Genomic DNA, 13,374 nt, shown 5'->3' with positions numbered 1-13,374 from the left:
ATCTCCATCAAAATTGTTCTATCAAACGCTTAAAGAAGCCCCCAAAGCTCCTGCTTTGCTCATCGTCAAGCACTTTTCGTTCCAACCTATAAAGCAAATTCGAAGCTATTTGTTTTATCTGAGCACTAGGCTCAGCATAAGCAGCATCGTCTGTAAAAAGCGTTCGTTGCTTTATACTTCTTGAAACATTCTTATCAGAAGCTACAAATCCTATAAGCTCTAAATTTAAGCTAGGCCCGATATTTGCATTAGCAACGCGTTTGATATTTTCATAAATTCTAGTTGCCTCTGCCTCATTTTTTACCATATTTAAAAGCAAAAGCTCGCTATTTTTAAACCTTGAGACGATCTTTATGACAGCGTATGCATCAGTTATCGCCGCAGGATCAGGCACGGTCACCACTACAACCTCATCAGCCGCTTCTAAAAACAGCTGCGTGCTACCACCTATGCCAGCTCCGGTGTCAATAATCAAAAAATCAAGCTCATCAAGCTCGCTCGCCTCATCCAAAAACCTCTCAAATAAAAATTGATTGTTAAATTTTAAAATTTCATCACCGCTTTCGCCAGGGATGAGGATCAAATTTTTATTTATAGGTATCAAGATGTCTTTTAGGCTGCACTCGCCTTTTAGCACATGAAGTAAATTTTTATCCATTTTTACATTTAAGATGACATCAAGGTTTGCAAGGCCGATATCAGCATCAAAAAGCCCTACTTTGTAACCATTTTTTGATAAAACATTTGCTAAATTTGCACTTATCGTACTCTTGCCAACGCCGCCTTTACCGCTAGTAATCGCAATAAAATGCGTATTTTTACTCTTAGTTTGAGACTGGACTAAATTTTGTAATTTTTGCGCTTGATTATTCATCGCTAGCCTTTTGCTTTGTAAAGCCGTCAAACACGCACTCTACTAAAAATTCGCTCTTTGCCTCCACAAGATCATCAGGCACCTCTTGGCCCACGCTAAAGTAGCTAACTGGCGTATTTGTTTCATATATCAGCGAAAAGACATTGCCAAAAATTTTTGTCTCATCGAATTTGGTTATTATAAGTGTGTCGATGTCCAAAAATGAAAACCCATTATAAATTTCTATTAGATCTTCAACCTTTGAGCCAGCTGAGAGGACTAAATTTACATCGATCTTTGCACCGCTATGCTTTAAAAATTTATCAAGCCTTTCAAGCTTTTCTTTGTCATACTGCGAATTTCCAGTCGTATCAATAAGTATCACATCACAATAATTAAGCTGTTTGATAGCATTTTGAAAGTCATCTATCTCGATAACATCTAGAATAGGTAGCTTCATCATTTTAGCGTATTGAAATAGCTGCTCAACCGCTCCAATACGATATGTATCAAGCGTGATGATACCTGTTTTATAGCGCTTTTCATTGCCGTAAGCAAAACGAGCAGCTAGCTTTGCAAGAGTCGTCGTCTTACCAACTCCAGTTGGACCAACTAGCATCATGATACGTTGTTTTTTATCGCTTGGCTCTTTTCTGCAAGGTAGCATATTGCGTAAAAGTGAGTAGAAATATCTCTTTACAGCAGTTGGATTGCTCTTCATCGAAACTGGTAAATTTTCAAGCGTCGTTTGCATGATAGCCTCTAAATGCTCCTCTTTCATGCCGCTTTGTTTTGCGAGCTTGTAGATGCTAGCAAACTCTGGCGGGATCGCAAGATTATTGCGATTTGGGGCTTTCTCGTCCCAGATCATGTCAGTTATGAGCCCTATTTTCTCGCTTAGCACGCTTACTTGCTTTGCCACATCGTCTATTTTTTTATTCATACCGTTTGGTATGCTTGACTCTTTATCTTTGACGTCATCGATATTTACATTTGCGATCGTGCTTATCTCTTTTGCAGCAGCTGAGATATTTAAAAGCACGCTCTCGTTTGGATCGTAAGGCTCGGGTGATGCTGTCTTTGCCTCAAATTTAGCCGGCTCTTCTTTTATCTCAAATTTTGGCTTAGTAGGCTCATAGTTTTTATTAAATTTAGAGTAGGCATTTTCATAATTTATGGCTTTTGTATTTGGTTTTGGGGGTTGCTTCACGTCGTCTTCTTCGACGCTTACTAAAATTTCATAAAGCGGCTTTTTATTTATCGTTTTGGCTTGAATTTGCTTTGTTGTAACAAGTATGGCTTTTTCACCGCACGTTTCTTGAGCCTTTTTCAAGGCCTCAATGGTGCTCTCGCCCGTAAAAGTATGAAATTTTGTAGCCATTTATATCCTTTTAACCTCTCATAAGCCCTAGTGGCACGATCACGCTAAACCTCTTATCAGCTCCTGGGTGCGGGACGATAAGGCGCGGCGTCTTATAGACTTTTTTACTAAAATACAAAATGTCCAAATCAAGCGTGCGTGGCGCATTTTTAAATGTCCTCACGCGCTTAAATTTACTCTCATAATGCCCTAAAATTTTTAGTAAATTTCTAGGGCTCATAGAGGTTTGTAAATTTATAACAGCGTTACTAAAATCATCCTGCGCTTCATAACCAAACGCCGCATTTATAAGGATCGGCGAGACTTCAACTACGTGAAAACGCCTATCTTCACTAACTGCTCTTATAAATTTATCAAACCTCTTTGCGCTATCACCGATGTTGCCACCCATGCCAACTAGCGCCTCATACTTAAACTCATCTCTTTTTTGAAAAAAACTAGGGCAAAAACGGCTTTTTACAATCTTTCTTGCTCCAGCTAGCCTCATAAAATTTCGCACCCACCTTCTCTTGCGACCACCACGTCCTCGATGCGCACACCAAATTCATTTTCTAGATAAATTCCAGGCTCCACGCTAAAGACCATACCCTCTTTTATGAGCGTTTCGCTCCTTGCTGAGATGACAGGAAGCTCGTGTATATCGACACCCACGCCGTGTCCTGTCGAGTGAAAAAAGGCCTTTTCATATCCAGCTTTTGCTATCACGTTTCTTGCTGCAAGGTCTATCTCGCACGCCCTAACACCAGCTCTAGCGACCTTTATCGCAGCAGCCTGAGCCTCTTTTACGATCTCATAAATTTCTTGCATCTTGGCGTTTTTAAATTTTTGCTCCTTTGAGAAGTTAAAATTTTCATCAAAGCAAGCAGTTCTAGTGCGATCAGAGCAGTAACGCTTAAATTTAACCCCAGCGTCAAGTAGCAGCAAATCGCCCTTTTTTAAAATTTTATCCCCAGGTAGCGCATGTGCCTTTGCGGCATTTTCATTTATCGCTACGATCGGATCAAAGCTAAGACCTAGTTCATTTTTTTGCCTAAAGATGAGCGAGGCGTTAAAATGAAGCTCTTTTTCGCTCATCCCTTCGCCATTTTCACGCACAAATTTAGCAAATTCATCAAAGCATTTAGCTCCAAATTCACTAGCCTTTTTTAAAATTTTTATCTCATCTTCACTTTTGCAAATTCTCTTTAACCTGGAGAAATTTGCCTTTGGCTTGAAATTTATCTTAAATCCCTTGCTAAGTGCGTTAAATTCGCTTAGACTTAGCTCATCAGGGTTAAAAACAAGGCTGCTTGGCTTCATCTTTCTTAAAAACGCCCTAACCTCGCTTATTAAATTTCTCTGTGCTAAAAGAACGACTACGCCAGCATTTACGCAGCTTTTTGCCTCGAAATAATACCTCGCATCCGTGAAAAAGTATTTTACGCCATCAAGGCATAGCAAAAACTCATTATCGCAGCTATAACCGCACTCGTAAAATACGGCGTTTTCGTCCTTTAAGATGAAATTCATTGTGCTTTTTGATTTGCTCTTACTGCTTTAATTTGCTCAAAAATTTGAAGCATACCTATCATTGCCAAATGATAGCCAACTGGTCCAAAGCCCACGATCTGGCCTGCTGCAACTGGTGCGATGAGGCTTTTGTGGCGGAACTCTTCTCTTCTATAAACGTTGCTGATATGCACCTCGATAACTGGCAGCGCAACCGCACTTAGCGCGTCACGGATAGCAATAGAAGTGTGAGTGTAAGCGGCTGGGTTTATGATAATGCCATCAGCATCGCCCAAGCACTCTTGGATCTTATCGACTAGCTCGCCCTCAAGGTTGCTTTGAAAAAACTCGATCTCAACGTCATTTTGATCAGCAACGATCTTCATTTGAGAGTGGATATCCTCCATCTTCATAACGCCGTAAATTCCTGGCTCTCTAGCGCCAAGCATGTTGATATTTGGGCCTTGGATAACCATTATTTTTAGCTTCTTATCCATGTCACTCCTTTTTGATTAAATAGCCCAAATTATACATTTTTGTTCCTAAATTTTCGCTACAATAACAAAAATTTAAGGCTCAAATGTGGAAATTTTAAAAGCAAAAAAAATAATCACTGGCGGAGAAAATCCAAAAATTTTAAGAAATTCTTGTCTTGTCATTGAAAATGATAAAATTTTAGAAATTTTAAGCGAAAAAGCAGCGGTTGAGAAATTTAAAGAGGCGAAAATTTGTGACTTTGGTGATAGTGTGATCGCCCCAGCCTTTGTAAATACACATGTTCATTTAGAGTTTAGCTCAAACGTCAGCACCCTAAAGTACGGCGACTTCATAAAATGGCTTGGCTCTATCGTCGATAAAGGAAACGAACTAGTCAAAATGGACGCCAAAAAGGCGATGAATGAAGCCATAAATTCGCTGCTAAAAAGCGGAGTTTGCACCGTTGGTGAGATTTCTAGTTTTGGCTCGGAGCTTGAAATTTTAGCCGCTAGCCCTCTAAAAGTCGTACTTTTTAGTGAAATTTTAGGCTCAAGCGAGCAAATGGTTCAGCAAAATTTGCAAAATTTCTTAGCTAAATTTGAGAAAGTAAAAGGATATAAAAGTAAAAATTTTACCCCAGCCATCTCACTGCACTCGCCCTATTCTGTGCATCCAAAGCTCGCCAAAGCTGCCCTTGAGATAGCCAAAAAAGATAGCTTGCTAGTTAGCACGCACTTTTTAGAGAGCAATGCCGAAAAGCAGTGGCTAGAGCGTGGTACTGGCGGCTTTAAAAAACATCTTTTAAGATTTAACCCAAATCCAAAGCCTATGTATGATAAAGAGGGCTATTTTGCGATGTTTCGTGAGATAAATACACTCTTTACGCACTGCGTTTATGTGAGCGATTTTGCTAAATTTAGGCCTCATCACAGCGTAACACACTGCGCCGTTTCAAACAGACTACTTGGCAAAAAGGCGCTAAATTTAAAAGAAATTTTTAAAAATGATATCAGCTTAAATATCGGCACAGACGGCCTTAGCTCAAATATCAGCCTAAATTTTTGGCATGAGCTAAGAGCTGCTTTATTTACCCACGCTAGCCTTGATCTAAACGAGCTTGCCACTAGGCTTTTTGTCGCTGCAACGCATGGGGGCGCAAAGGCACTTAGGACAAATAACGGTGAGATAAAGGCAGGACGCGCGGCTGATCTTGCCGTCTATAGCGACCTAGAGTGCGATGATAGCGAGCTAATACTTCAGCTCATACTTCATACAAATGAAGCTAAAAAACTATATATCGGAGGCAAAATTTGCAAATTTTAAGGCTTATTTTTAGAGGAATTTTGGGAATTTTTAAATTTATCAATAACTACTTTAAGGCACTCATATTTCTACTCATCTTATTTTTCGTATTTGCGCCAGATAGCAAGATGAAAGAGCCAAATTTAGTCTGCATAGACATCACCGGCACCATAGTAGATACTAGTGAAATTTTAGATGCACTCGAAAAAGCAAGGCTGGATAGCAACATCAAAGGCGTGCTGCTCTATATCGATAGCCCAGGCGGTGCGCTAAGTCCAAGCGTGGAGCTAGCCATGGCGGTCAAGCGACTAAAAGAGAGTAAAAAAGTGCTCGCATACGCAGCTGGAAACATGGCGAGTGGCAGCTACTACGCTGGCGTAAATGCTGGTACTATCATTGCAAACCCAGGTGCTTTCATAGGCTCGATCGGCGTCATCATGCAAGGGGCAAACATCGAAAATTTAGCCAAAAATTTAGGCGTGAGCGAGCAGGTGGTGAAGGCTGGCGAGTTTAAAGAGGCTGGCACCTTTATGAGGAGCTGGAGCAAGCAAGAGCGTGAGAGCTTGCAAGGGCTCGTAAATGATGCTTACATGCTATTTGTAAGCGACGTGGCAGAGGCTAGAAATTTAGATATCAAGAAAAAAGATGAATGGGCAAATGCAAGGGTCTTTTTAGCTCATAATGCCCTAAAAATGGGGCTAATTGATAGCCTTGGTAGCTACATAGATGCTCAAAATGAGCTAGCAAAAATGAGCCTCGTAGATGAGCCCATCTGGCAAGAAAAACCGCAGCTCGAAAAGATAATGGAGAAATTTACAAAGCAAGGTATAAAATCGCTTTTTAGTGCATTTTTTGAGACAAAGCTTAGATAATTTTTCAAAAATTTATAAATTTAAGCATCAAACAATAGACTAAAAGAGTTTAAATAAATTCTTTTAGTCAAGTCAAATGCCAAAATTTTGCAATATTTTTTAGCTTAAACTCGTAAAGTAGATTTGAAATTTTATCTGTTGATTTGATGTCCAGCCCAAGATCATTTGCTAAAATTTTGTAATAAATTTGCGGGCTATCTTTTAGATTAATTGGCGGTGATTTTGAGCTTTTTGAGAGCTTTTTGCCATCTTTTAAAAGTAGCTTATGATGAATAAAATTAGCATCATAAAAGTTAAAATTTAGCCTTTTTGCAAGGTATCTTTGAGCTAGCGTGCAAGCCTTTAAATCCTCACCTCTAACAACCAAATTTATACCCATATCCTCGTCATCTATCACGCTTGCTAGGTTGTAAGCTGGCGTAAAATCTTTTTTATAAATCACAAAATCGCCCATTTGCTCTGCCACAAGCTTACCAAGAGGATCGCCCTCATCCACGCTTAGTCTAATGGCAGTCTTGTCTTTTATAAATTTTAGATTTTTATTTTTACAAATTTTAGTGTAAATTCCATTTTCATAGGCATTCTTTGTAGTTCTAGAACATTCGCAGATATAAATTTCATCTAGTTTTTCAAGTACATCTTTGTATCTTTTAGCTCTTACTTTAAAGCTAAAATTACACTCAAAGTCACTTACGCTAATTGGACCTTTATCGTAATCAATTTCCAAAAAATCTAAAACATTAAAGATATTTTGAACAAATTCTTGCCGATACCTGCTAAGATCATAATCATCAATACGTAAGTGCAAAACGCCACTTACCGAACGTGTCAAAAGATAAGTTAGGATGAAGTTGTAAGCATTGCCAGCATGCAAAAATCCACTAGGTGTAGGAGCTATGCGGGATGCTATGCCACCGTTTGGTGGCAAATAGTCATTAATCCCTTGGTCTAGCCTCATTTACCCTTAAAGTACGTCCGCCTAGTTCTTTTTCATTTAGCGCGTCTATAGCCTTTTGTCCCTCATTTGCATCGTCCATTTCAACAAAGCCAAAGCCTTTTGAGCGATCAGTTTCTCTATCTTTTACTATTTTTGCTCGCCTTACTTCACCAAATTGCGCAAAGGCTTCCTTTAATTCTGCCTCTGTCGTTCTATACGACAAATTTCCTACATAAATATTCACAGGAGTGTTCCTTAAAAAAATTACCGATTTATTCGGTTAATGTGATAATAGCTAATTTTCGTCAAAAAGATGTAAAAAATCAAAAAATTTATTACACTTTTCTGAAAAATATTCTTAAAAGCTACAAAGTCGTATATATAGAGTTTTTACAACTATCACTAAACAAAATCTAATCTTAAGTTTAAAAAGAATAATTAAATAAAAAACTATTTTATCTTTATAAGCTATTTATAAAGTAAATCATTCTTTACTTTAAGATACGCTTCATCGCCAAGTAAATTTTTAACTATAAAAAGTGCAAATTCCATTGAAAATGCAGGACCCTTTCCTGTGATGATGTTTTGATCTTTTAGCACGTTTTTATCGCTCACGTAGCCCCTTTTATCACTTCTTACATTTTCTTCAAATCCTGGATAACAAACAAAATGATCTTTTAGCACACTAGCACTCTCAAGCACCATAGGAGCAGCACAAATGGCACAAATAAGCTTATTGCTTTTATCAAAATTTTGCAAAATTGCTTTGAGCCTTGTATCGCTTGCTAGATTGCTAGCTCCTGGAAGTCCACCAGGAAGGACGATCGCATCATAGTCTAGCTCTTTCATCTCGCGAAGTGTTACGTCGGCTTTTACGCATATATTGTGACACCCTTTGATATTTACGTCATTTAGCCCAACAATAGAAGCTATCACTCCAGCTCTACGTAAAACATCAACAGAAGTTAGTGCTTCTATCTCCTCAAATCCATCAGCTAAAATCACAGCAACTTTTTTCATAAAATTATCCTTTCAAGTAATATGTTTTATTTGTTAAGTAAAATTCTATATAATGTTGGCTTATTTCACAAGAAAGGACAGAGCATGCAAGTAAAAATTATTTACTGCAACTCTTGAAACTATCGTCCGGTAGCTTCTCGTGTAGAAGATGAAATAAAAGCGAACTTTAGTGATGCAAGAGTCGAAAAGGTTATAGGTGATGGTGGAAATTTCATCGTCGAGGTTGATGGAGATGTTATATTTTCTAAGAAAGATCGCATCGGAAATGATGAAGCGAGATTTCCTCACGGTGAAGAGATCACAACTCTTATAAACAAATATCTCAAAGAAAAGTCGGCTTAATGCTAGCTACCGAGACGGGAAACCGTCTCGTTTTTTACCTAATTTTGACTTTACTGCTCTACTACCTTAATGTAAAAATTTTATAGTTAAAGCGTTAGCCTATCTCGCTAAGAATTTTCATTTTTTTATATATTTTTTAATTTTTAAATATTTTATGAGCCGATATTTGGCTATATTTGGATTTTTATAAAATATAAAATTTTGTGTATTCTAAGCTAACACTGTTTGAAATTTTACAATGTAGAAATGAAGTTTTTGCTAAAGCCAATACTTTTTAAATAGTGACTTTAGCTAAGCATTAGGCTTACTAAACGTAAATTTAGTAAGAAAGATTAAGCTGCTTTATTTATTTGCACGCTCGATATACTCGCCGCGAACAGTATCCACACGGATAACCTCGCCTTCTAGTACGTGAAATGGTATCTGAACTACCGCACCACTCTCAAGAGTAGCTGGCTTTTTACCGCCTTGCGTATCGCCCTTGAAATTTGGTGGAGTCTCAACTATCTTTAGCTCAACTACTTGTGGTACTTCAACGCCGATTGCATTGCCATTGTGAAATAAAATTTCAACCATCATGCCATCGATCATCCATTTTTTAACATCACCCACATCCTCATCGCTAATAGCAACTTGCTCATAAGTAACCGTATCCATAAACTGACAATACTCACCATCATCATAAAGATACTGCATCTCTTTTTCTTCAAGATGTGGTTGCTCGCATTTATCACCTGCATGAAAAGTCTTTTCAAGCACTTTTCCATCGATAAAAGATTTGATTTTTGCACGAACAAAAGCTGCACCTTTGCCCGGTTTAACGTGTTGATATTCTACGATTTTATAAGGAACACCATCGATCTCGATCTTTAGCCCTTTTTTTAGATCGCCCATTGAATATGAAGCCATTTTTTATCCTTTCAAAATTTTATATAACTGCGTATTGAGCCCAAACACAAGCTTCAAGTGCGTTTAGTCTCTCTAACGTTTCTGCTTTTATATGTTCATCAACCAAAATGACAGCAAGTGCCATATTGTGATCATCTCTACCAAGGCGGAAGTCTGCAATGTTTATCTTCTCGTCAGCTAAAATTTTACTGATTTGAGCAATAACGCCTGGCACGTCATGGTTTTTAAAGATGATCATCTTACCTTTTGGCTTAAAGTCGGTCTTAAAACCATTTATCGTTACAATACGTTGCTGATTTTCACCAAACACCGTTCCACCTACGGTTACAATGCCATTTTCAGTAGTTAAGCGAACGGTGATTTTATTTTTAAAAATACTATCTCCGCCAAGACTAGTTTCGGTCACTATACCTTTTTCATCGCATAAAAATTTAGCATTCACGTAATTTATCGCATCACCAAGACTCTCTTTTAAAGCTCCCACGATTGCAAAAGTTAGCATTGAATTTGCATATTCGCTAATCTGGCCGTGAGTCTCGATACGAATGGCCTTGATAACGCTTTTATTTATCTGTGCAGCAAGAAATGCCATCTTGCTTGTAAGATCGATATAAGGCTCAACAAATGGTGGTAGATCTTCTGTTTTTATAGGTAAATTTAACGCATTTGGATAGCTTATGCCACGAGCCGCTAAAATAGCTTGCTCGACTGCCTCAACTGCGATATTTCGCTGCGATTCAAGCGTATTTGCTCCAAGGTGTGGGGTGACGCTTACATTGTTTAGATCAAGAAGTGGATGATCAGTTGCTGGCTCTCTTGTAAAAACATCAATACCAGCAAATGCTATCTTGCCACTTTTTAGTCCTTCATAAAGTGCTTCTTCGTTATAAAGACCGCCTCTAGCGCAGTTTATAAGTCTTACGCCATCTTTCATTTTTGCGATCTCTTTAGCGCCTATCATATTGGTCGTCTCTTTAGTTTTTGGCGTATGTATCGTGATAAAATCACATGCTAAAATATCATCAAAATTTTTAGTATAAGTACCGCCCATATCGATAACTTTAGATGGGTCAATATATGGATCATAAGCGATGATCTCCATACCAAAAGCTTTTGCACGAACAGCTACTCTCGAGCCAATATTTCCAAAGCCGATCACACCAAGCTTTTTCTTAAAAAGCTCAACCCCATACCACTTCTCACGCTTCCAGATTCTATCTAGCTTTAGATCATTATGAGCGTATTCAAGAGATCTAGCTGAAGCTAGCATATGCGCCATTGTCAGCTCGACCGCGGCAATAGTGTTTGCAGTTGGAACGTTCATAGCTATTATGCCACGCCTTGAGCATCCTTCTATATCGACATTATCTACACCAACACCAGCTCTAACGATAGCTTTTAGTTTTTTACCAGCGTTTAAAAAGGCCTCGTTTACTTCAGTTGAGCTTCTTGTTATAGCAACATCCGCCTCGCCTAAAATTTTTAAAAGTTCATCTTTGGGAGTATTAACTGCGTCTATTACGTTTATATCTTGCTCTTTTTTTAAAAGTTCAAAACCTACTGGATGTATTGCATCGCAAACAATGATAGTTTTCATAATTTTACCTCTCTCACACTTGAGTGGATATCATAAACTCTTAGTTCTAAAATGATATTTTGTAGAAGTTTAGAGTCTTGAGTATTTAAAAATATCTGGCTTTTTGCACCATCTTTTACAACAGTAAAATCGACCTCACTTTTTCTTAAAGTCTGCATCAAACAAAACATTGAATAGATATCATTTTTATCTATCAAAAGCTCATATGCAGTAATCTTTGGTTTTTCTATTTTGGGTCGGTTGTATTCTATAAAAATTTCATTTACAGGCAGCACATAATCTCTTTTTCTAATAGTTGCTAGCTCACTCATCCAGTTAATATTGCTGGTCGTGCTTTTGGTTAAATTTTGCTCATTTGTGATATTTTCTTCAGATATTTGGCTGAAATTTACACTTGCAAATTTAACAAGAGAAATTCCAACCAAACCCAATATTACAAATAGCAGGACAACTACTAATAAAAGTACGCGTCTGCCCATTTAAACTAAAGTAATTGTTCTTTTATAATATCGCCAAGTGTTACTTTATCATCGTTATCATTGATCTCATTTAACACTTCACGCTCTTTTTGTTTTGCTAAACGGCGTATGCTAAGGCGAATTCTATTTTTCTTCTCATCGATAAATGCGATAGCTGCTTCGATCTCATCACCGATCTTAAGTATACTAACGTCTACACTACCTAGATCTTCTTTACGGATCAGCGCATCAACGTTATCACCAAGCTCTACAAACACGCCAAAGTCTTTAATATCGCGAATTGTTCCTTTTACGATATCGCCCACATTAAATTTATCAGCAAATGCTTGAACTGGACTTTGTTTTAGATCTTTTAGGCTGAGTGAAACTTTTTGTTCAGCGCTATCGATTTTGATGATTTTTACTTCAAGCTCGTCACCAGCTTTAAACATGTCTTTGCATTTATCGTTTCTATCCCAAGATGCGTCTTCGTTATGCAACAAGCCCTCAACGCAACCCACTCTAACAAATGCACCAAAATTTGTGATAGTTGTCACAACACCTTTTACTACGTCACTCTCTTTGTGTTTTGCCTTAAACTCATCAAATGGCTTTGGAAGTAAATTTTTAAGGCTTACTCTTAGGCGGTGTCCTTTAGCATCTATCTCAATAACCTCAACATCAATCTCTTGGCCTTCATTGATGTGATCTTTTGGATTTTTGATATTTTTGTCCCATGAAATTTCAGATATATGTAAAAATCCTTCAATATCATTTCCAAGATCAACAAATGCGCCATAAGGCTCGATATTACTAACTGTAACTTTGATAGTGTCACCAACCTCTAGTCCATCATTTATGATCTCTTCCCAAGGATCTGGAGTAGCTGCCTTGATAGATAAAGACAAGTGGCGTTTTTCGTTGTCATAGCTGATAACTTTAACCAAAACTTTATCGCCTTCTTTATATAGTGAGCTAGGATTTACTGGGCCCTTATAGCTTATCTCGCTGTAATGCACAAGTCCATCTACTCCGCCAACATCAACAAACATACCATAAGTTGTGATTTTCTTAACTGTACCCTCTATAACATTATCGTTTTCTACTATGCTTGATAGGGCTTCTTTGCGTTTTTTACGGTCGTCATCTAAAATTTTCTTTCTTGAAACAACGATGCTATTCTCTTCTTTATCTACTTTTATAACTCTTACTTTGTATGATTTTCCAACTACGCCCTCAGCATTTTTAAATCCGCTGTGCGTTCTTGGCAAGAAAAATTCTACGCCATTTGCGTCTTGAGCGATAAAACCACCTTTATTTTTTCCGACTACTTTTACTTCGATTTCATCAGAACTTTCAGGATCGTAAGCTTCGATGAAAGCTTTAACTTTCTCTTTTCTAAGCGCTTTTTTATGCGATACTATAGGTCTTCCATTTCTTGATCCAGTTATAACAACTTTGATCGTATCGCCAACTTTATGCGTCAGGTTTCCGTTTGCGTCAGTGATTTCAGAAACATTTAAAATGCCTTCTGACTTCTTGCCAACATCAATTAAAACTTCATCGCCATTGATACTGACGATCTTTGCGTCACTATCTTCTTCAGTCTTTTTAAAAGACTCCTCTAACATCGCAGCAAAATCGATATCTTCAATATCTTCGTCTTTTGCTTTTCCTAATTGAACACTTTTGTTCACAGCCATCTTGATCCTTTAAATTTTATTATGCCAGTAGAGGC

15 protein-coding genes are annotated in these 13,374 nt (G+C 37.8%); 3 read left to right on the top strand and 12 right to left on the bottom strand.

The features are described 5' to 3' along the window. Positions 1-7: 7 nt before the first annotated feature. From G6W45_RS01390 to aroQ, 5 genes are read right to left on the bottom strand one after another with little or no spacing between them, the layout of a single operon-like run. Positions 8-874 carry a P-loop NTPase gene (locus tag G6W45_RS01390; RefSeq protein ID WP_194167277.1) on the bottom strand — a complete coding sequence of 289 codons (867 nt, stop codon included), beginning with the start codon at positions 872-874 and terminating at the stop codon, positions 8-10. Next, entirely contained in the window at positions 867-2,234 is a 1,368-nt protein-coding gene (flhF, locus tag G6W45_RS01385; protein ID WP_194167276.1) for a flagellar biosynthesis GTPase FlhF, read from the bottom strand. The genes G6W45_RS01390 and flhF overlap by 8 nt, the downstream gene beginning before the upstream one ends. Before the next feature lie 10 nt (positions 2,235-2,244). Continuing rightward, positions 2,245-2,721, bottom strand: coding sequence for a 2-amino-4-hydroxy-6-hydroxymethyldihydropteridine diphosphokinase (gene folK / locus G6W45_RS01380; protein ID WP_194167275.1), 477 nt, complete (start codon positions 2,719-2,721; stop codon positions 2,245-2,247). Next, positions 2,718-3,743 carry a M24 family metallopeptidase gene (locus G6W45_RS01375; RefSeq protein ID WP_194167274.1) on the bottom strand — a complete coding sequence of 342 codons (1,026 nt, stop codon included), beginning with the start codon at positions 3,741-3,743 and terminating at the stop codon, positions 2,718-2,720. Before G6W45_RS01375 ends, folK begins: the two co-directional genes overlap by 4 nt. Beyond that, the gene (gene aroQ / locus G6W45_RS01370) at positions 3,740-4,219 is read right to left on the bottom strand and encodes a type II 3-dehydroquinate dehydratase (RefSeq protein WP_004317604.1); all 480 of its coding nucleotides are present in this window, start codon (positions 4,217-4,219) and stop codon (positions 3,740-3,742) included. The genes G6W45_RS01375 and aroQ overlap by 4 nt, the downstream gene beginning before the upstream one ends. Positions 4,220-4,304: 85 nt before the next feature. Between aroQ and mqnF the strand changes: the two genes are divergently transcribed. Together mqnF and sppA are read left to right on the top strand one after the other, a co-directional pair. After that, a complete protein-coding gene (gene mqnF, locus G6W45_RS01365) occupies positions 4,305-5,522 on the top strand; it encodes an aminofutalosine deaminase family hydrolase (protein ID WP_194167273.1) in 1,218 nt (405 codons plus the stop codon). Next, positions 5,510-6,373, top strand: coding sequence for a signal peptide peptidase SppA (gene sppA, locus G6W45_RS01360; protein WP_194167272.1), 864 nt, complete (start codon positions 5,510-5,512; stop codon positions 6,371-6,373). The genes mqnF and sppA overlap by 13 nt, the downstream gene beginning before the upstream one ends. 67 nt (positions 6,374-6,440) lie before the next feature. Here the strand turns inward: sppA and G6W45_RS01355 are convergent, their stop codons facing one another. From G6W45_RS01355 to G6W45_RS01345, 3 genes are all read right to left on the bottom strand, one after another. Next, complete coding sequence (locus tag G6W45_RS01355; protein ID WP_194167271.1) at positions 6,441-7,331, bottom strand: glutamate--tRNA ligase family protein; 891 nt, start codon at positions 7,329-7,331, stop codon at positions 6,441-6,443. Then, complete coding sequence (rbp, locus tag G6W45_RS01350; protein ID WP_009294719.1) at positions 7,309-7,554, bottom strand: RNA-binding regulator; 246 nt, start codon at positions 7,552-7,554, stop codon at positions 7,309-7,311. The genes G6W45_RS01355 and rbp overlap by 23 nt, the downstream gene beginning before the upstream one ends. A 224-nt stretch (positions 7,555-7,778) precedes the next feature. Continuing rightward, entirely contained in the window at positions 7,779-8,330 is a 552-nt protein-coding gene (locus tag G6W45_RS01345; protein WP_194167270.1) for a DJ-1 family glyoxalase III, read from the bottom strand. Between the two features lie 84 nt (positions 8,331-8,414). Between G6W45_RS01345 and G6W45_RS09900 the strand changes: the two genes are divergently transcribed. Further along, positions 8,415-8,672, top strand: coding sequence for a SelT/SelW/SelH family (seleno)protein (locus G6W45_RS09900; protein WP_255349566.1), 258 nt, complete (start codon positions 8,415-8,417; stop codon positions 8,670-8,672). A gap of 342 nt (positions 8,673-9,014) precedes the next feature. Here the strand turns inward: G6W45_RS09900 and efp are convergent, their stop codons facing one another. The 4 genes from efp to G6W45_RS01320 are packed head-to-tail and all read right to left on the bottom strand — an operon-like array spanning position 9,015 to position 13,339. After that, positions 9,015-9,581, bottom strand: a complete 567-nt coding sequence (gene efp / locus G6W45_RS01335; protein WP_021090997.1) for an elongation factor P — start codon at positions 9,579-9,581, stop codon at positions 9,015-9,017. A 19-nt stretch (positions 9,582-9,600) separates the two neighbouring features. Further along, on the bottom strand, positions 9,601-11,181 hold the full coding sequence (gene serA / locus G6W45_RS01330) for a phosphoglycerate dehydrogenase (RefSeq protein WP_223154202.1): 1,581 nt from the start codon (positions 11,179-11,181) through the stop codon (positions 9,601-9,603). Then, on the bottom strand, positions 11,175-11,603 hold the full coding sequence (locus tag G6W45_RS01325) for a hypothetical protein (protein WP_242039019.1): 429 nt from the start codon (positions 11,601-11,603) through the stop codon (positions 11,175-11,177). The genes serA and G6W45_RS01325 overlap by 7 nt, the downstream gene beginning before the upstream one ends. Positions 11,604-11,662: 59 nt before the next feature. Continuing rightward, entirely contained in the window at positions 11,663-13,339 is a 1,677-nt protein-coding gene (locus tag G6W45_RS01320) for a 30S ribosomal protein S1 (protein WP_194167268.1), read from the bottom strand. Between the last annotated feature and the right edge of the window lie 35 nt (positions 13,340-13,374).

Origin of the sequence: Campylobacter concisus (assembly GCF_015229955.1) — a bacterium.
Lineage (GTDB): Bacteria > Campylobacterota > Campylobacteria > Campylobacterales > Campylobacteraceae > Campylobacter_A > Campylobacter_A concisus_AT.
This window is presented reverse-complemented; position numbering and strand designations above follow the sequence as displayed.